Raw genomic sequence first — 19634 nt, forward strand, 5'->3', positions numbered from 1 at the left:
AAAGTTCTAATGCGTTTAGAGTGTTATCTTACTTTTGAAGAAGTAAGTGTCTACATTGAATAACTATGATAAGAAAATTTGGGTTTTCTCAATTCAGAAAATAACTAAAATTTATTTGGCTAAGGCCAAAGCTTTAAAAGTAAATTTCTTGAGCAAGCCTATAAGTATTGGCATGCGCCTCTACTATTTGTGCAATCTGGGGGGAGTATCCACCACCCATGCTCAATGCTACTGGTATATGGCTTTGCTGACAGCTTTTGAGCACAGTTCTATCTCTTTCCTTGCAGCCTCCTATACTTAAGTTTAGTCTCCCAAGCTTATCAGATGCCAGCACATCTACCCCCGATTGATAAAAAACAAAGTCTGGCTGTACTTCATCTAAAAGTCGAGCCAGGTTTTCCTTTAACAACTTAAGGTAAGCTTCATCTCCTGTACCATCTGGTAAGGCAATATCCAAATCAGATTTTTCTTTGTGCATAGGGTAGTTTTTTGCTCCATGCATACTAAAGGTAAATACTTCTGCTCGATTTTGGAAAATCTCTGCTGTACCATTGCCCTGGTGTACATCTAAATCTACTACCAATATCTTCTTAGACAGCTTGTTGTCTAACAAATAGTTAGCTGCTATGGCAATGTCATTAAGTAGGCAAAAGCCTTCTCCACGGTCTGTAAAAGCATGATGAGTACCTCCGGCTATGTTGAAAGCTACCCCGTAGTTTAGCGCGAACAACGCTGCCTGTAGTGTGCCCTGCATAATTGTAATTTCGCGTTGAACCAGTTGTTCAGACATAGGAAAACCAGTTCTTCTGATTTCAGATTTTGTTAATTGCTGATTCTTGAGTTTTTGCCAGTATTCTTCAGTATGGGTATTTGTAATGTATTGTTCTTTTAGAGCGTGGGGTGTAAATAGGTTTTCATCTGTAATTGTGCCTTCGTATAATAGTTGCTCGGGAATGAGCTCGTATTTAATCATCGGAAAACGATGGTTTTCAGGTAATGGGTGAGCATAAATTTCTGCCCAGGCAATCTTCAGCATATAGTTGATAAGCTTAATTTCATAGCAGAAACACAAAAAGCACGATTGAGTTCGTGCTTTTATAAGAAATATACGGCATGTAGCCGGGTAAGGCTTATCTGATTATTGTAATGCTACCTGTTTTGGTGCCAGCTTCTTCTCCACAATCTATCAGGTAGAAATACACGCCTTCTGGCATAACCTTACCATTAATAGTTCCATCCCAACCATTGGCATTACTATAATTCTCTATCTCATGTAGCTTGCTACCTAAACGGTCATATAAGGTTAATTTACAGTCAGGAAACAGGCCCATACGCTCTACATACCAAACATCGTGTCTTCCATCTCCATTGGGTGTAAATGCCTGATCTGGCTCTACATCCAGAGAGCGGTCTACATTGACTGTATATGATAAGCTTGTCTGACAGCCTTCCTTATTGGTAACTATGCAGGTATAAGTTGTGGTAACTAAAGGCCGTACTTCAGGGTTGTGTACGGTGCTATCATCCATATTATGAGCTGGCGACCAGGCATAAGTAAAGTCATCGTTTTCTTCTACCTTCAGTTGAATGCTCTCTCCTAAAGAAATTCTATCAGCGTCAGCAGTAATTTCAGCTGCCGGATTATCCGCTTCTACAACAGTAATACTCGCGGTCTCTGTGCAATTGGCTTCTGTGATGGCAGTTAGTATATACTCACCCGGTTCATTAACCGTAATTGTAGTGCCACTTTCTCCATTATCCCAGGCATATGAAGCGAAACCTTCATTAGCTAATAGTTTTACAGTAGCCTCCGGACACAGATTAGGGCTGTCTGGCGTTTCAATGCTCAGTGAAGGAATATCAATAACTTCAACTTCTTGAGTATAACTGTCTTTTACCTGCTTACTATCGTTTAAAATTTCTACTTTTATTGTGTATTCCCCCGCTGCTGAGAAAATATGGCTATATGTAGCACCGCTCTTAGGGGCAGCCTCATCCCCAAAACTCCATCGGTAGCTGATCTCTTTTCCATTAAGCGTAGCCGGTGATATACTCACATCTAGTGTTTCATTAAGGCATATATCTTCAGGAATGTCCACTTCTGCGTACGCAACCTCTATGGGGGCGCTTTCCTTGGTACATCCGGTTTCGTTGCGGATAACAGCTACATAGGTACCTGCTTGGCTTACAGTTAGCGTAGTATTGCTAGCTCCACTAATAGTAGAGCCGTCTTTCTTCCAGCTGTAAGTGCTTCCGCTAACTTCCTTTACTTTTAGCGTAGCACTGCCACCTTCAAAAATGGCCAGAGGATCTTCAGAAGTAATGTTGATAGATTCTGGCTCGCTAACTTTTATGTAAGTGCTACTAGTATCACTCACACAGCCACCGTTTTCTTCGCTTGCTTTTACATAGAGAACGTATAGACCTTCATTTTCCTTTGTAGCATTATCGATAACAGGATTTTGTTCATTGGAAACAAATCCATTTGGACCCTCCCAGAAGAAACGTGCGTTTACATTTTGTGCGCGAAGTATAACCCGGTCTCCATAGCAAAATGGCTCTTCCGGATTTTTGTCTATAATGGTAGGTTTATCCGGTACAAAACCATCAGGTCTTACTACCTGTACTACATTGGATACAATTTCATTACAATCAAACCCATTGTTAGATGAAGAAATTTTTACACGATAGTAGGCTTCATTCTCAGTAGTAAAAGTGATGGTAGAGTCGGTAGCAATCGCTAATTCAGTAAAAGTATTGCCGTCTGCTGAACTCTCCCACTTGTAAGTTAATGCTATACCCTGTGTAACAGAAAGCTGGTAGGGTAGTTCGTCACAAACGCCTAGTCCATTTACTGGCTCTAATACAGGCTTGATGCAGTTACGGTTGAGCAGTACATGTACTTCATCGGAGTCCACTCCAGTATATGCCAAATCGGGTAGACCATCACCATTCAGGTCAGCAGCCCGTACACTTTGTATGCCTTCCCCTCTATTAATAACCTCCTTGTCGTTAAAATTAAGGCTGGTAGAAGTACTATTATTTAGTAATACAACTACTCTATCATCGGTTGACGAGGAATAAGTAATGTCTAGCATCCCGTTACCATCCAGATCAGCAAGTTCTAAGCCTTCTCTACCATCTAGAGGAATCTGATCAAAACGCACAGCATTGTCAAAGGAGATATCTCCTATTACAGAATTGTTCTTAAAAACACCAACGTAGTCCTTGTTGATAATAATTATTTCGGGTTTCCCATCACCATTCAGGTCGCCTGAACGCATATTGGTAGTTAAACCTGAAGTACTCAGCGTGCTATAAGAATCAAAGCTTATGGTACCACCAGCACTACTGTTTTTAATGATATATACGCCGCTTTTCTCATCTTCAGAAACGATAATATCTGCTTTCCCGTCACCGTCCAGATCTTCAAGGTCAATACCACTTATTTTTTCATCATCAATACCAAACTGGTCAAATGGCAGAATAGCGATATTGTTAAACTTTGTAACACCTCCGGTGCTTATATTTTTGAATACAGATATACCTCCTCCGTTAGAAATAGAGGCAACCACAATTTCAGGTTTACCATCATCATCCAGATCTTTGATATCCATACGTGCGGACAATGTACCATCTGCAGTATACGAGATGGCAGGACTGGGTAAAGCAAATGAGATGGCTCCTCCTACAGTGCTGTTGTTCTCAAAAATATAGATGCGCTCGGAGTTAGAAGCATTACTGGCTGCCGAAAAAACCAGTTCTGGCTTACCGTCTCCATTCAAATCTCCACAGCGTACCCAACGAGTTTTTGTATTTACGTCAAACTCTCTTTGAGTAAAGTCTACAGAATTAATATCGGGAGAAATATTTTCCAGTACTGTTATTTTATCATCATCAATGTCTGAAGTAGCAATGTCTACCTTTCCATCCATATTGAAATCACACATACAGTTGTTATACAAGCCCGTACCAGAGGAGGGAAAACTATAGGGGCCGTCGTCCAGACGAGATTGATCAAAGGTGTTGCCATCGTGGCTTAGCATAAAGTTTTTAGGCGAGTAAGCCGTCAGTCGGCTATCCAGACGGAGCACAGAAACGCTTCCGTAGGTAGCTCCAGCTGGTACTTTTACTTTAATGCTCGTATCACTTAGCTCAAGTACTTCGCCAGTGGCGGCGCCGAACATAACTAAAATATTGTTTTCATCTGTTCCAAACCCACTTCCACTTATGGTGAGAACCTCTTTTACCGTGGCATAAGTTTTATCCAGGCTTTTTATGACTGGAGTCTGGGCAAATGCAGTAGGAATACTCGCCATGAGAATGGCAAAAACGAATAGATATCTGCTAACTTGCTTCATCTTATTAGGTGCAATTTTTCAAACAGACAAGGTAGGTATTGTGCTGATGATAAGCGGCTTAACAGTATGAAGAAGCCAACCTTTGTAATGTCTCGTAGGAGAAAGAATAAAAGCTTTGGCAAGAATTTTATATAGATTATTATTAACTAGAAAATACTTGCTTAGTGGTTAAGCTAAGTATTACTTTTTCAACATAAAATACGAAAACATGGATGCTTTACTTTTAGTAGATATACAGAATGATTTTCTGCCTGGAGGTGCGTTAGAAGTGAGGGAAGGAGATCAGATTGTGCCGATTGTAAATGACTTACAAGCGTTTTTTGAATTAATTGTGGCTACTCAGGATTTCCACCCCAAAGATCATGGAAGTTTTGCTGCTAACCACGAGGGGAAAAAACCAGGCGACCATATTGTACTAGGCGGGTTAGATCAGGTGCTATGGCCAGTGCATTGTGTACAAGGTAGCCAGGGGGCAAAGTTCTCAAGTCTTTTAAAAATGGATAAAGTTGCTACCGTCGTTAAAAAAGGCCTTGACAAGCAAATAGATAGCTATAGTGGTTTTTACGACAATGGCCACAAACGTTCAACTGGTTTGAGCAATTACTTGAAAGATAAGGGCGTAAAACGGGTTTTTGTAACAGGACTGGCCGCTGATTTTTGTGTAAAATTTACTGCGCTGGATGCCCTTGAAGAAGGTTTTGATACCATAGTTGTTCAGGATGCTACTCGTGCAGTAAATCTTAAGGAAGGCGATTTTGATAAGGCGATGGAAGAGTTGAGAAGCAAAGGAGCTCAAGTAATGCTAAGTAGAGATGTGGTAAAAATGATTAGCTAATCTACTTATTTGCAATAATTAAGTAATTTGGATATTGTGAGTTATTGCTCTTTTTTGTAAAAAATATAAGTGTTTCTAAAGGTAAATTTGTGTATTAATACATAAACTCCTTTTATATGTCAAAACTTAACACTTTACTTTTCTCAATTTTATTGATTTATCTTAGTAGTTGTGCCAGCATTGTTAGTAAAACGCGCTATCCGGTTTCACTCAACAGTACTCCGAATAATGCCACAGTAACAATTACTGACAAAAAGGGCAGAGAAGTGTATTCTGGTCAAACACCTGCAAATATCTATCTAAAGTCTGGCTCGGGCTATTTTGGCAAAGCGCAATACTTAATAAAATTTACTAAAGAAGGTTATCAGGCTAAGACAGTACCAATTACTGCTACACTTAATGGGTGGTATTTTGGAAATATAGTGTTTGGAGGGCTTATTGGCTTTCTAATTGTTGACCCTGCTACTGGTGCTATGTACAGGATAGATACTATGCAAATCAATGAAACTTTAGGGCAAACAGTTGCTCAAGCGGATGAAAACTCATTAAAAATTATGAGTATTGATGAGGTGCCCGAAATTTGGAAATCGAAACTTATAGAGATAAAATCGGAGTAAAATAAAAGAGGTTGCCATTTGGCAACCTCTTCTCATTTCTGATAAGTGTACGGTCTTATTAAGAACCTATTCTTGCGATCAAGTCAGCAGTTCTTGCAGAGTATCCCGCCTCATTATCGTACCAAGAAATCACTTTAACCATGTTTCCATTTACACTTGTAGAAGGAGCGTCAAAGATAGAAGAGTGAGAGTTTCCTACTATATCTGAAGAAACTAGTAAGTCTTCGCTATACTGTAGTATACCCTTCATAGGCCCTTCAGCCGCTTCTTTCATCGCAGCATTTACTTCTTCTATAGTTACTTCTTTGTCAAGTACACAAGTAAGGTCAGTTAAAGAACCTGTAATGGTAGGAACGCGAACAGCATTACCATCCAGTTTACCTTTTAATTCTGGGAGTACTAATCCTACAGCTTTAGCAGCACCTGTCGTAGTAGGTACAATGTTTACCGCCGCGGCACGAGCTCTTCTCAAGTCTTTATGAGGACCATCCTGAAGATTTTGATCAGCAGTGTAAGCGTGGATAGTAGTGATAAAGCCTTTTTGTACACCGAATTTATCGTTCAGTACTTTAGCTACAGGAGCAAGGCAGTTGGTAGTACAAGATGCATTAGAAAGAACAGGCTCATCACCAGTCATCTTATCATCATTTACGCCTAATACAACTGTAGGGATATTTCCTTTAGCAGGAGCAGAGATAACTACTTTTTTAGCGCCTGCGGTTATGTGTTTCTTAGAACCTTCTTCGTCAACAAATCTACCGGTAGACTCTAACACCACTTCAACTCCCATATCACCCCAAGGAAGAGCAGCAGGATCTTTCTGAGCCAGTACGGTTATTTTTTTTCCGTTTACGGTAATAGACTCACTGTCAAAAGTGACTTCGTGAGGAAAAATTCCGTGAGCTGAATCGTATTTCAGCAGGTGCGCAAGAGTCTTGGTATCGGTTAGGTCATTGATGGCTACTACCTCAATGTTTTCTTTGTTAAGCAGATTACGGAAAGTTAATCTTCCAATTCTGCCAAAACCGTTGATAGCTACTTTCATGTTAGCGTCTTTGTTATAGTTAAAAGTAATTATTCGACAAAAATACAATCCCCTGCGTTACAATCAAGTTTTAAACTCATATCAGGGAATATATATACAATCGAGTATACTAGATTATTCTAAACTTGTTTTACATTCTGCCTGTTAATAAATGTGAAAGTTGAATCAGAGACATAAAGATAATTTTTTTTGGAAAAAAATCTGATAAGCTTTGCAATTTATCAGATGCTACTTATATTTGCGGTCTCAAAACGAAAACGGTCCGTTCGTCTAGGGGTTAGGACGCCAGGTTTTCATCCTGGTAACAGGGGTTCGATTCCCCTACGGACTACTTAGTTCTTTTAATTTTAAATCACTTTCTCACTGTTTGCACTTGAGAAATGGTCACATGACCCGGTCCGTTCGTCTAGGGGTTAGGACGCCAGGTTTTCATCCTGGTAACAGGGGTTCGATTCCCCTACGGACTACTTAAAGCCTTCATCAATTTTGGTGAAGGCTTTTTTTTATCCTTTTATCCTACCTCTCGTATACTCACTGAATTTTAATGATGAATAAATAGTGAACATGCAGGAAATACTTTATTGTTATGATCCGCTGTGCGGTTGGTGTTATGGTTTTAGCCCGGTAATTGAAAGATTGGAGCAAGATTTTGGAAACCAAATTAAGTTTACAGCTTACAGCGGTGGTATGGTGACAGGTGAGAGAGTTTCGCCTATTGGGCAATCTTTTGGCTATATTAAAGAAGCGCTCAAAACGGTAGAATCACGTGCTTCTGTTCAATTTGGTGAGCCATTCAAACAACTTTTGGAAGAAGGAAGCTATATATATAACTCAGCGCCCCCCAGCAAAGCTCTCACTATATATAAGTCAGTCTCTAATGGTAGTAGTGTGGCCTTTGCTCATGCCCTCCAAAAGTGGCTTTTCTATGATGGCAAAAGTCTTAACGAAGTTCAAAACCTGGCTTCTATTGCCGAGCAGCATGGACTGGATGCTGAAGTATTTACTCAACTTTTTGAGCAGGATAAATACCAGCAAAAAACCTGGGAAGAGTTTGCCTTCGTGCAAAAGATAGGGGTACAGGGTTTTCCAACATTACTATTCAGAGATGGACAAAAGTTGTATCTGCTAAGCCGTGGGTATCAGATTTATGAGGTTCTTGAAGGGAGTATAAAACAAATACTGGATGGCAGAGTCGTATAAATATTTAGGAGGCAAACCTTAGCTCTTACTCATAATCTCAATATACTCATACATTCCTTTGGTAGTTAAATAAGGGACTAACATGCTGAAAGCCAATAGCACGTAGTGCCTTAGTTTTTGAGTTTCTTCTCCTTCAAACAATACCTCGGCGTGACCAATCCACGCATCAGACAGTATAATTAATTGCTCTACCATATGTTCATACTGGCTGTTAGGTATGTCGTTCTTAAAAATACCTTCCTTGATTAAAGCTTCTGTTAAACTTCCAAACTGCTGTTTTCTTGATTGGGTAAGTGCCTGATAATGATGTTGTATTTTGGGGAACTTACGCATGACAGCTACAAAGTCTGCCATCAGAAATCTGTAGTCGTAGAGTTTAGTGTACATAATTTTCAGCGACTGGTAAACTTGTGATAGACTAAACTTCTCGCTTTGGTAGGCTTTCAGCTGCTGGTCAAAAGTGTCTACCAATTGCATATACAAGGTATACACTAAGTCCTCTTTTGTGCGAAAATGATAACGCAGATTTCCATCACTCATCTCTAATTGAGCAGCCACATTCTTAGCGGATGTGTTATCAAGGCCTTGCTTATTAAACAAGGTTCTGGCAGTCTCTAATATTCTCGTTCTGGTGTTCATATTGACAGAAAAATATATAGCTCTTGGGAGCTAATATATAAAAATTAATTTATACCTTTGTTTTAGCTCTATAGGGCTAAAATTATTAGTGTATGAAAAAAATAGCCATCATAGGTGGAGGTATTGGCGGTTTGTGTGCTGCTATTGCACTTCAGCAAAAAGGATTTGAGGTACATGTATATGAAAAAGCTCCACAACTCAAAGCGCTTGGGGCCGGTATTACCATCTCGGTTAATGCGGTAAAAGGGCTGGCAACATTGGGTCTGGATCATAAGCTATTAGAAGCTGGTTACCCTCTCAAGAATATGTATGTGCTGGATGAAAAAGGTCGTAAGCTTGCGCATACATATCTTCCTCCATTAGAAAAAAAATATGGTGCATTTAACTTTTCAATACATAGAGCAGCGCTTCATAAGGTGCTTATACAAGACTTACAGGCCGGCACCCTACACCTAAACAAAAGCTTTACTGGTGTAGAGCAAAATTCAGATAGTGTCAAAATTTCTTTTGCGGATGGAAGCCAGTCAGAAGCGGATTTATTAATTGCGTATGATGGAATTCATTCTGCGGTAAGAGAGCAGCTTATGCCTACAGTAAAGCCTCGCTATGCTGGTTATACTTGCTGGAGAGCAGTCATTGATTATGTTCCTGAAGTTATTGGTGAACATCAGGCTTCAGAGACCTGGGGACCAAAAGGAAGGTTTGGTATAGTACCCTTAGCTAAGCATAAGCTGTATTGGTATGCAACAGTAAATGCTCCGGAGGGTAGTAGTGCTATGAAAAATCTGAGTGCTAAAGATCTGATAGCTCATTTTGTGAATTACCACACTCCCATTACTGATATTCTGGAGCATAGCCGCGATGAACAAATTATTCTTAATGACATCATTGATCTGAAGCCTATCCCTCAATACACGTTTGGTAAAATCGTATTAGCAGGAGATGCCGCGCATGCAACCACTCCCAATATGGGGCAGGGTGCGTGCATGGCTATTGAAGATGCTATAATACTCGCTAATCTGTTAAAAAAGTTTGAGGTAGATGAAGCACTAGCAGAGTTTGAAAAGAGGCGTATTACACGGACCCATAAAATTGTAAAAAATTCCAGCATGCTGGGGAAAGTATCGCAATGGGAACATGGAGCTGCTATTTATTTGCGTAACCTACTTCTTAGGGCTACCCCAGCTTACATACAAAGCAAACAGCTAGAGGCATTGTATAGGGTAGACTTAAGCTAACTCATGAGGCGCTTTCGGTAAGCAGCTGAATGAGCTTTTCTTTAGATAAAGGCTTGCTAATAAATTTGCTCACAGATTCATACTGCAAGGCTTCCTCATTATCTTTTTCCCGCACAGAGCTGGTCAGTATCATTATTTCGGTAGACGGATAAGTGGCATAAAATTTCTGCTCATACTCTTTCACAAAGTCTACTCCTCCCAACTCTGGCATATTAAGGTCAAGCAATATATAGCTGGGAAATTTTTTGTTAGCTGAATGTATCTCTTGCAATGCTTGCAGGGCATCTACTCCACTACTGTAGGTAATAAAAAAATCAGAATAGCCTGATTTCTCTATCAGCATAGAATAAATTTCCAGAGCATCTTCATCGTCGTCAATCATGAATATCATAGCAGCTCAAATTTACTAATATTCTTATAATGAATTCATATGGGCAGAAGCAACCCTTAAAGTTGATCGTTAGTTATGATGGATCTGTCCTGTCGTATTATAGGTTAAATAAAACGAAAACTGAACTTTAGCTTTAAGTAGTATGTGCTACCAAATAGCAAAAGAAGCTGATTAGCCCATTTAATCAAATTAATATCTGTTGCATTAAGCTCAAAACTTCATATATTTTTTCTGAGAGCTCAATTAGGGCCACAAAATAATAAAAAAGCATGTTTTTCTGTAGTTCAAACAAAGGTAGAAAAGAGAAATAGAGTGTTTAATAATTGTTAGGTTCTACGATCAAATACAGCTTTTTATTTTTCTGCGTCTTACATTTAGGGTTAAGGTGGCAGATAATAGGTTTGTAATACATAACATAAAACTGATTTACAAATGGCAGTTAAAAAAGCATTCAATCTGAAAAAATGGATAGATGAGCATCGCGATATACTTAAACCTCCAGTCGGCAATGCACAGGTGTATGAAGATACAGATGATTTTATTGTAATGGTGGTCGGTGGACCCAATACCCGCAAAGATTTTCATTACAACGAAACAGAGGAATTCTTCTACCAATTGGAAGGAGAAATTACAGTGAAAATCAGAGAGAATGGCGAAACTAAAGATGTGGTGATACAGGAAGGTGACATTTTTCTTTGTCCTGCCAAAATGCCTCATAGCCCTAGACGCCCCGCCAACACCATAGGTTTAGTAATTGAGAAGAAACGAAATGTAGAGCATACAGATGGGCTTATGTGGTTTTGCGAAAACTGTGGAAACAAGCTGTACGAAGAATATTTTCCACTAAAAAATATTGTAGAGCAACTCCCACCCATCATTAATAAATTTCATAATTCTGATGATTTACGTACCTGCAATCAATGCGGCACGTACATGGAAATACCTTCTTCACCTAAGCAGCCAGAAGAGGCCAAATAGTATATAAAGCAGATGTATAGGGCAGGAACTTATACATCTGCTTGCTACTAGTTATCATTAAGCGTCCAGTCGTACTCGTAATAGCCTAAGCTGTAGCCTTCGGGTATTTTTTCCTTTCTGTATTGATTAATATAGGCCAAGGTAGATTCAGCAGAGCGTAGGAAGTCCTGTTGATACCACTCAAAAATTTTAGAAACCGCTACCTTATCTTCAGAGGCTTTTACTCGGATAAACTCATCATTGTTCAGTGCCTTTTCTGTCATTTGCTTCATCTGTTGCTCTAGCTGATCGGCACTAAAAGCAAAACTTGCCAGCGGTGGACAACTTTGTGCTGCGCATACGAGTACAAAATGAATTCTGGCATCTTGGTAAGGCTGCAATAGCTTTTGTTTTTCTAAAGCGTTGAGTGTAAGCATTTCATGGGCTGTTTTATGCTTCTGCTTGTCAAAAAAACCATCTATATCCATAGGAGACTTCACCGGATAGTTTTTAGCGATCTGGTGGATGACAATCAGGTTATAGGCATTTATGTAGAAAGCTTTTTTTTCGTTATCCTGTACCCCTTCAAGTTTCATGTTTCCGATATTCTGGTATAGAGATGCTATCTCTTCCATATTATTCTTAACAGCCTGATAGTCTACCAGGCCATTTTTGACATAAGTCTGGAAAAAACTATGAGTTTCCTGAGTAAATGCATTGAGGTTTTGTGCCGCCACCGTAGAATAAATGAACGTGCTGCAAAACAAAAAAATAAGAATATGTTTCATATCTCTATAAGTTGATGTGCGTTTACAAATAACGTATAAGGTTACACTTAGGGATGTCAACTGTTTGACATTTTATATATTGAATACACCTTAGCTTTACTTCTGTTCAATCGTTTTTTTACACTCATTTACATGAAAAAAATTTGCATCATCGGAAATGGAATTGCAGGTATCACTGCAGCACGCCATATCCGCAAGCAAAAAAAAGCCTCAGAATATAGCATAACCGTCATTTCAGCTGAATCTGAACATTTCTTTTCGCGAACTGCCCTCATGTATATCTACATGGGCCATATGCTTTACGAACATACCAAGCCCTACGAAGACTGGTTTTGGGAGAAAAACGACATTCAACTGCTACACGACTATGTCGAAAGGGTAGATACAAAGCAAAAGACACTGCATTTGCAGAAGGGGCACCCGCTTTCTTATGATATTCTGCTGCTAGCCACAGGCTCTCAGGGAAACAGGGCCGGATGGCCGGGAGAAAAGCTGAAAGGTGTGCAGGGGATGATTACTAAGCAGGATATAGAAGCTATGGAAGAAAATACCAAGGATATAGAGCGGGGAGTAATTGTAGGAGGCGGACTTATAGGTATAGAGATGGCGGAGTGCCTGCATTCGCGCCATATTCCAGTTACACTGATTATACGTGAGTCTGCCTACTGGAACCACGTGTTGCCACTGCCGGAAGCAAAAATGGTAAGCAGGCACATCAGAAAACATGGTGTAGACTTGCGAGAAAACACAAATTTTAAGGAAATAAAAGGTGATGAGCAGGGAAGAGTAAGCGCAGCAGTGGTGGAGTCCGGAGAAGAAATACCCTGTCAGTTTATTGGAATTACTATTGGCGTTAGGCCTAATATTACTTTTCTGGAAGGCTCAGGTATAGAGACCGACAGAGGAATTTTAGTAAATGAGTTTCTGGAAACGAATATACCTGATGTATATGCAGTTGGAGATTGTGCCCAGCATAGAGTTGCTCCTGAAGGGCGCAGAAATATTGAGCAGATATGGTATAGTGGCCGCATGCAGGGAGAAACAGTAGCTCAAACCATTTGTGGTAACAAGATGAAATATGTGCCTGGCGTTTTCTTTAACTCAGCTAAATTTTTTGATATAGAATATCAGGTTTATGGCGAAATAAATGCCCAGCCTAAAGAGGGTGAAAAACATTTTTACTGGCTAAACGAAGAGAAGGAAGTCGCATTTCGTGTAGCATTTGATCTGGAGAACAGCACAGTAAAGGGGTTTAACCTGATGGGAATGCGCTACCGGCATGAGGTATGTGCTCGCTGGATTAAGGAGAAAAGAGATATTAGTTATGTAATGGCTCACCTGTCAGAAGCGAACTTTGATCCTGAATTTTTCAAAAAATACGAAGATAACATCCTGCAAAAGTTTAATGCAGACTTTCCTGAAAAAGCGGTAAAGCACAAAAAGAAAAGTAAAATCGCCGCACTTTTTGGTTTTTAATTTCCTACTAACATGAATAAAGTAAATAGCATACGCCTCATAGGACTTGTCATTTTTTTGATTGGGTTTGGGCTCTTTATAGGATTGTTTTTTATGTCAGATTACCAGCTTACGAAAGATATTCTAAAGCAAGAGCTGGCTACAGATCAGGATATTGAACAATCACCAAATGCTGCTCAGCCTGAATCTTCTCAGCAAAATAATGCAGAAGCAGAAACTACAGCAGATCCTCAGGAGAGTGCAGACAAAGCGGCTGGGGCCAGTAATTATCAGCTAGTATTACAAGAGGCTGATAAACTCTTAGGACAAACCTACTCTAACAATTTTACATTTGTAAATGAGCTAAATCAGGTATGGTACCGTGCCAATGAGCGTAGCAGAAAGCTATATGGTATCAGCCAGGAAGAACTGAGTAAGCTTATAGAGGCGGTAGTCAATAATGAGCTTACATACAGTGCCGAAGTGGTAAAAAACGTACTTACTGGCGAGGATGAAACTAGTACCCTTAAAAGAGAAAAGCTACTCTCTTACACCGGGTGGATGGAAGGGAAGGCTTACGAAAGCAAGGAAGCAATCAGCCAGCAGCTTGAAACCACAGTAAATAGTGTCAATAACGATATTAGTGGGCAGAAGGGAATTAGTAGCTACCGCAGAAAGACACTAAACACTTCTGTAGTCAAAGCTTCTACCATAGGTCTGATTAAAGAGCAGACGCTACTTATTCTGTTGCTTTCCGTAGGTCTTACAGTCGTTGGGGCTTTGCTCTATATTTTACCTGGCGTAAAAGAACTTCCCGGTATTAAGCATAATGGAATCTTTTTCAGCGCGCTAAAAAATCGTGGTTGGCTTGGTATACTATTAGGTGTTTTTCTTATCCTTTTTTATGTGGTATTGTACTTCTACCCTTACTACATGACTAACTGGATTGTACTTGTAGACCCGGTAAGCTACTGGCTAAAGGGCAGCCCTGCCGGAGAGTTTTTTCTCTATGGCTTTTTGTATACCCTGGCTATTTTAGTAATGGGTGTACGCATGTTCATGAAGTACCGACATAGCAATTACCATCTTATTCGTACCAGTTCGGTAATGTTCTTTCAGTTGGCCTTTGCCTTTCTGCTTCCCGAAATACTACTACGCCTCAACTACCCTTATTACGACTTTAAAAATATCTGGCCCCTGGATTATGACTTTTTCTTTCCCAGCAGCCTCAACCAATTAATAGAGGCAGGAGGCTTAGGTACTTTCATGCTTTTCTGGGGTATTGTATTAATTGTAATAGGTGTACCAGTACTGGTCTATTTTTACGGTAAGCGCTGGTATTGCTCCTGGGTATGCGGTTGCGGAGGACTGGCAGAAACTTTAGGAGACCCCTATCGCCAGTTATCTGATAAGTCACTGAAAGCCTGGAATATAGAACGTTGGCTGGTACATGGTGTGCTGGCTTTCTCTGTACTCATGACTATCGGTATGGTCTATACATTCTTTACAGGTAGTGGTAGTCTGATAGGCATACCTACATATACGGTAGCAGAGTTTTATGGCTTTTTTATAGGTGCTGGTTTTGCCGGGGTAATTGGTACCGGTTTTTATCCGTTAATGGGAAATCGGGTATGGTGCCGATTTGGGTGTCCGCTGGCAGCCTATCTGGGCATAGTACAGCGGTTTAAGTCTAGGTTCCGCATTACTACCAATGGGGGGCAATGTATATCTTGTGGTAACTGTTCTACCTATTGCGAGATGGGTATAGATGTACGTTGGTATGCACAAAGAGGGCAAAATATAGTAAGAGCCTCATGCGTAGGTTGTGGCGTTTGTTCTTCGGTATGCCCACGGGGTGTGCTCAAACTGGAGAATGCTAAGGAAGAGGGGCGTTTTGGCAAGCCAATACTAATAGGTAATGAAAGCGTGAAAGTAGATGCATAGCTCTTACCAAACAGATAAAAATTTAGAGGCTGGCGAATATTCCGCTAGCCTTTTTTTATGTTTGTTTAGTTCCTATAAATATGAAACAAAGTGTGTGAAATGACTCAGGATTATTGCTGGCCTAATTTATTTGTTCCAGGAGCTGGAAAATCAGGAACTACTTCTCTACACCATTACCTAAACCAGCACCCGGATATATGGATGTCAGAGGAAAAGGAGCCTGTTTACTTTAACAATCCAGAGCGTTGGCAAAGCGAAAAGAGCCGTAAATACTATTTGTCTTTATTTGTGGGAGGAAAAACCAAACTTTACAGGGGAGAAAGTAGCACAGGCTACATGACATCTGAAGGAGCAATTGGTAGAATCAAAAGCACTGTTACTGAACCCAAGTTTATTTTTATACTTAGAAACCCTATTGACCGTGCTTTTTCTCACTATAAATGGCTTTTAGGTTCTGGGTTTGAAAAGCGTCCATTCAAAGAGGCTTTTTTAGATAGCTATCACTGTTTTAAGCAAGGTAAAACGTCAAGGCCATCTTACTATAGCGAGAGCTTGTACTATTATTGGATAAACCGGTACTTAACAGAATTCAGGAGAGATAATGTACATATACTTACTACCGAAGACTTACATTCAGACACATTAAATCAAATTAATTTATGCTTTGAATTTCTTGAGCTTCGTCCATTAAAATCACTCAAGAATACACAGTCTAATGAAAGTGTAATACTACATAATCCCTCTATATACAATAAATTTTCAAGATTTATTGCTGCCAAAAAGAAGGGCCCATTAATGACATTTTATCAAAGTTTGCTACCTGCTCAGTACCGAATGTGGTTAAGAAGAAAAATTATCGGAGCACTTGAGTACTATAAGTATCATTTGGCTAAACATAGCCCTATGTTAACCATAGAAGAAGAAGATCGCCAATGGTTAAAACACTTTTTTCAAAAAGATGTAGTAAACCTCATGGCGACCTTTCCGCAAACCTCGTTTAAAAGCTGGAAAGATTTTTTATAGTCTAGTATATAGCACTATTGCTGTGTATAAGCCAGTAGTAGGTTTAGGTATTGCTATCTTAATAGAAGTTATCGCCAGTTGGCTTCCTTTTGTACTACTGATTCATTTTGGTAGCTCAGCTAATTGCAATTCTTGTTGAAGAATTTACAAAAGCATAAAATCTTTCTTAATTATACTATTCTTCGTTTCATTGTTACTTAACCTGCCAAAAATGTTTATTGTCGTTAAGATCAAAGACTTTTTACTCTAAATCCTCTAACTTTACAGCCCTAATTTTTTCCGGAAACCTAACAAAACTTGAATATATGCTACGTACGCATACCTGTGGAGAACTTCGTATAGAAGACGTCAATAAAGAAGTTAGCCTGAGTGGCTGGGCCCAGCGTGTAAGGGACAAAGGAGGAGTCATCTGGATAGACCTTCGCGACCGTTATGGTCTTACTCAGCTAATTTTTAAAGAAGGAGAGACTGCTTCTGAACTTATAGATAAAGCTAGAGAAGTAGGACGAGAGTTTGTGCTACAGGTACAGGGCAAAGTGATAGAAAGAGTATCCAAAAACCCAAAAATGCCTACCGGCGATGTGGAATTGGAAGTGACTGGGCTTACAATTTTAAACTCTTCTAAAACACCTCCTTTTACGATTGAAGATGATACCGATGGTGGCGAGGATTTAAGAATGAAGTACCGCTATCTGGACCTGCGCCGCAATGCTGTACGCAACAAATTACATTTGCGTCATAAAATGATGCAGCACACCCGCCGCTTCCTGGATGGGCAGAGCTTTATTGAAGTAGAAACCCCGGTCCTTATCAAATCTACTCCTGAAGGCGCACGCGATTTTGTAGTCCCCTCTCGTATGCATCCCGGAGAGTTTTATGCCCTGCCACAATCACCTCAAACCTTTAAGCAACTGCTGATGGTTTCTGGTTTTGACCGTTACTTCCAGATTGTAAAGTGCTTTCGGGATGAAGATCTACGTGCAGACCGTCAGCCTGAATTTACTCAGATAGACTGTGAGATGTCTTTTGTGACGCAGGAAGATATCCTAAACACTTTTGAAAGCCTTACCAAATATCTTTTTAAAGAGATAAAAGGTATTGAGATTACGGATTTTCCTCGCATGAGCTATGCGGATGCCATGAAGTATTACGGTTCAGATAAGCCAGATACTCGCTTTGGGATGAGGTTTACCGAGCTTAATGAGCTTACGCAAAATAAAGGCTTCAAAGTATTTGATAGTGCGGAATTAGTAGTTGGAATAAGTGCTGATGGCTGCGCTTCTTACAGTCGTAAACAGTTAGATGCGCTGACAGATTTTGTTACTCGTCCGCAGGTAGGGGCAAAGGGGCTAGTGTATGTTAAGTGCAATGAAGATGGTTCTTTCAAATCTTCGGTAGATAAATTTTATACCCAGGAGGATCTAAAAGAGTGGATGGAAGCTATGGGGGCTAAAGCAGGAGACCTGCTGCTAATCCTGGCTGGCGAGGCGAACAAAACTCGTAAGGCGCTGAACGAACTTCGTCTGCATATGGGTAGCGAGCTGGGTTTAAGAGACAAAAACGATTACAAACCACTGTGGGTGGTAGACTTTCCTCTCCTGGAGTGGGATGAAGAGCTAGAACGCTTCCATGCGATGCACCACCCCTTCACCTCGCCTAAGCCTGAAGATATAGACAAGCTGGATTCTGAGCCAGGTGCAGTAAGAGCGAATGCTTACGATCTGGTTATCAATGGTGTAGAAATAGGCGGAGGTTCTATAAGAATATACAATCGTGAGCTACAGAATACAATGTTCCGTAAGCTGGGCTTTAGCCAGGAAGAAGCACAAAAGCAATTTGGCTTCCTGATGGATGCCTTTGAGTATGGTGCCCCTCCTCATGGCGGTATTGCGTTTGGCTTCGACCGTATGTGTGCCTTGTTTGATGGAGCAGACTCTATCCGTGATTATATTGCTTTCCCTAAGAATAATGCCGGACGCGATGTAATGATAGATACACCATCTACCATCTCTGAGGATCAGCTTAAAGAATTAGAAATTGCTGTAAAACGCTCTAACTAAGTTCTTTCAGCTTAACTTAATATTTCATTGGTAGTTGATAAGTAAACCTGTACTACCATGATAAAAATAAAACCAGGTCCCGGGCAGGAGTCTGTCTGGGACTATCCTCGTCCACCTCACCTGGAAGACGTAAGTAAACACATACGTATAGTCTTTAACAAACAGGTAATTGCGGATACCAATAGGGCCAAACGCGTACTGGAAACCAGCCATCCTCCGGTGTATTACATTCCTCCAGAAGATGTAAAGATGGAATACCTAAAGCCCGAAGCACATCATAGCTTTTGTGAATTTAAAGGACGTGCCTCCTACTATTCGCTGCAAGTAGAAGGTACTAAAATTTCTAATGCCGGATGGTATTATCCTGAACCAACTACCCCATTTACCTCGTTGCGTAATTATATAGCTTTTTATCCTTCTAAAATGGATGCCTGCTACCTGGCTGATGAAAAAGTACAGGCTCAGGAAGGCGACTTTTACGGAGGCTGGATTACCCAAGATATTGTCGGACCGTTTAAAGGTGGGGCGGGTACCTGGGGTTGGTAATAAGCGAACAAATCACGACTTTCGTCTTTAACAGTATATAAGTTTATAGTTATGCATACTTTCACTTTTGCTTTTTTCTTTCTGTTTAGCCTGAATGCTATGGCACAGCAGGTACACTCTTATGGTAAAGAAATTACTGAAGCCAATGCTCTTCTGCCCGCAGAGCTGATTACTGAAATGGATGGCAAAATAGAACAGGAAGTAAAGTTTACTGCCAAAGTTAATGAAGTGTGTCAGGTAAAGGGCTGTTGGATGACTCTTGATCTGGAGAATGGCGATGAAGTAAGAGTACGCTTCAAAGATTATGGCTTTTTTGTACCTAAAGATGCCGGGGGTAAAACAGCAGTAGTAGAAGGTAGAGCTTATGTAGATTCAGTATCCGTAGCCACGCTACGCCACTATGCAGAAGATGCCGGAAAATCAGAAGAAGAAATTAAGTCAATCACTAAACCAGAGGTACGCCTCTCTTTTATCGCAGATGGCGTAATCCTAAAAGACTAAATGATGTTGTTGCCCGCTAAATGCGGGTTTTTTT

Annotated in this window: 17 protein-coding genes and 2 tRNA genes; 13 read left to right on the forward strand and 6 right to left on the reverse strand. The window is 40.2% G+C overall.

Translation table 11 applies throughout. The features are described 5' to 3' along the window. Window positions 1–133: 133 nt before the first annotated feature. Together PZB74_RS09530 and PZB74_RS09535 are read right to left on the reverse strand one after the other, a co-directional pair. Window positions 134–1036: a histone deacetylase family protein gene (locus PZB74_RS09530; RefSeq protein ID WP_302242364.1), complete on the reverse strand. Its 903-nt coding sequence runs from the start codon at window positions 1034–1036 to the stop codon at window positions 134–136. Window positions 1037–1130: 94 nt separating this feature from the next. Continuing rightward, entirely contained in the window at window positions 1131–4361 is a 3231-nt protein-coding gene (locus tag PZB74_RS09535; protein ID WP_302242365.1) for an FG-GAP-like repeat-containing protein, read from the reverse strand. A 208-nt stretch (window positions 4362–4569) separates the two neighbouring features. On the opposite strand from PZB74_RS09535, the gene pncA reads away from it, so the two are divergent. Together pncA and PZB74_RS09545 are read left to right on the forward strand one after the other, a co-directional pair. Further along, a complete protein-coding gene (gene pncA, locus PZB74_RS09540; RefSeq protein WP_302242366.1) occupies window positions 4570–5196 on the forward strand; it encodes a bifunctional nicotinamidase/pyrazinamidase in 627 nt (208 codons plus the stop codon). A gap of 116 nt (window positions 5197–5312) precedes the next feature. Then, window positions 5313–5813: a peptidase associated/transthyretin-like domain-containing protein gene (locus PZB74_RS09545; protein WP_302242367.1), complete on the forward strand. Its 501-nt coding sequence runs from the start codon at window positions 5313–5315 to the stop codon at window positions 5811–5813. Window positions 5814–5871: 58 nt separating this feature from the next. Here the strand turns inward: PZB74_RS09545 and gap are convergent, their stop codons facing one another. Beyond that, window positions 5872–6858 (reverse strand): type I glyceraldehyde-3-phosphate dehydrogenase, encoded by a 987-nt coding sequence (gap, locus tag PZB74_RS09550; protein WP_302242368.1) that lies wholly within the window; start codon window positions 6856–6858, stop codon window positions 5872–5874. Between the two features lie 259 nt (window positions 6859–7117). On the opposite strand from gap, the gene PZB74_RS09555 reads away from it, so the two are divergent. The 3 genes from PZB74_RS09555 to PZB74_RS09565 all read left to right on the forward strand — a co-directional run bounded on the left by PZB74_RS09555 (window position 7118) and on the right by PZB74_RS09565 (window position 8058). Next, window positions 7118–7189 (forward strand) — tRNA-Glu (locus tag PZB74_RS09555). Between the two features lie 64 nt (window positions 7190–7253). Beyond that, window positions 7254–7325 (forward strand) — tRNA-Glu (locus PZB74_RS09560). Window positions 7326–7422: 97 nt separating this feature from the next. After that, entirely contained in the window at window positions 7423–8058 is a 636-nt protein-coding gene (locus PZB74_RS09565; RefSeq protein WP_302242369.1) for a DsbA family protein, read from the forward strand. 18 nt (window positions 8059–8076) lie between these two features. Here the strand turns inward: PZB74_RS09565 and PZB74_RS09570 are convergent, their stop codons facing one another. After that, window positions 8077–8697 carry a TetR/AcrR family transcriptional regulator gene (locus PZB74_RS09570; RefSeq protein WP_302242370.1) on the reverse strand — a complete coding sequence of 207 codons (621 nt, stop codon included), beginning with the start codon at window positions 8695–8697 and terminating at the stop codon, window positions 8077–8079. Between the two features lie 92 nt (window positions 8698–8789). On the opposite strand from PZB74_RS09570, the gene PZB74_RS09575 reads away from it, so the two are divergent. Further along, window positions 8790–9935 (forward strand): FAD-dependent monooxygenase, encoded by a 1146-nt coding sequence (locus PZB74_RS09575; protein ID WP_302242371.1) that lies wholly within the window; start codon window positions 8790–8792, stop codon window positions 9933–9935. Window position 9936: 1 nt separating this feature from the next. Here PZB74_RS09575 and PZB74_RS09580 read toward each other — a convergent pair whose 3' ends face one another. Next, the gene (locus tag PZB74_RS09580; protein ID WP_302242372.1) at window positions 9937–10326 is read right to left on the reverse strand and encodes a response regulator; all 390 of its coding nucleotides are present in this window, start codon (window positions 10324–10326) and stop codon (window positions 9937–9939) included. Between the two features lie 432 nt (window positions 10327–10758). Between PZB74_RS09580 and PZB74_RS09585 the strand changes: the two genes are divergently transcribed. Next, window positions 10759–11304: a 3-hydroxyanthranilate 3,4-dioxygenase gene (locus tag PZB74_RS09585; protein ID WP_302242373.1), complete on the forward strand. Its 546-nt coding sequence runs from the start codon at window positions 10759–10761 to the stop codon at window positions 11302–11304. Between the two features lie 47 nt (window positions 11305–11351). Here PZB74_RS09585 and PZB74_RS09590 read toward each other — a convergent pair whose 3' ends face one another. Next, entirely contained in the window at window positions 11352–12071 is a 720-nt protein-coding gene (locus PZB74_RS09590) for a DUF547 domain-containing protein (protein ID WP_302242374.1), read from the reverse strand. A gap of 132 nt (window positions 12072–12203) precedes the next feature. Between PZB74_RS09590 and PZB74_RS09595 the strand changes: the two genes are divergently transcribed. From PZB74_RS09595 to PZB74_RS09620, 6 genes are all read left to right on the forward strand, one after another. Beyond that, a complete protein-coding gene (locus PZB74_RS09595) occupies window positions 12204–13547 on the forward strand; it encodes an NAD(P)/FAD-dependent oxidoreductase (protein ID WP_302242375.1) in 1344 nt (447 codons plus the stop codon). Between the two features lie 12 nt (window positions 13548–13559). After that, on the forward strand, window positions 13560–15470 hold the full coding sequence (locus tag PZB74_RS09600; RefSeq protein WP_302242376.1) for a 4Fe-4S binding protein: 1911 nt from the start codon (window positions 13560–13562) through the stop codon (window positions 15468–15470). A gap of 99 nt (window positions 15471–15569) precedes the next feature. After that, window positions 15570–16493, forward strand: a complete 924-nt coding sequence (locus tag PZB74_RS09605; RefSeq protein WP_302242377.1) for a sulfotransferase family protein — start codon at window positions 15570–15572, stop codon at window positions 16491–16493. Between the two features lie 305 nt (window positions 16494–16798). Further along, the gene (gene aspS / locus PZB74_RS09610; RefSeq protein ID WP_302242378.1) at window positions 16799–18553 is read left to right on the forward strand and encodes an aspartate--tRNA ligase; all 1755 of its coding nucleotides are present in this window, start codon (window positions 16799–16801) and stop codon (window positions 18551–18553) included. 57 nt (window positions 18554–18610) lie between these two features. Then, window positions 18611–19099 (forward strand): DUF427 domain-containing protein, encoded by a 489-nt coding sequence (locus PZB74_RS09615; RefSeq protein ID WP_302242379.1) that lies wholly within the window; start codon window positions 18611–18613, stop codon window positions 19097–19099. A gap of 51 nt (window positions 19100–19150) precedes the next feature. After that, window positions 19151–19600 carry a DUF4920 domain-containing protein gene (locus tag PZB74_RS09620; protein ID WP_302242380.1) on the forward strand — a complete coding sequence of 150 codons (450 nt, stop codon included), beginning with the start codon at window positions 19151–19153 and terminating at the stop codon, window positions 19598–19600. Window positions 19601–19634 lie beyond the last annotated feature (34 nt).

It is taken from the genome of Porifericola rhodea, from assembly GCF_030506305.1.
GTDB classification, from domain to species: Bacteria; Bacteroidota; Bacteroidia; order Cytophagales; family Cyclobacteriaceae; genus Catalinimonas; species Catalinimonas rhodea.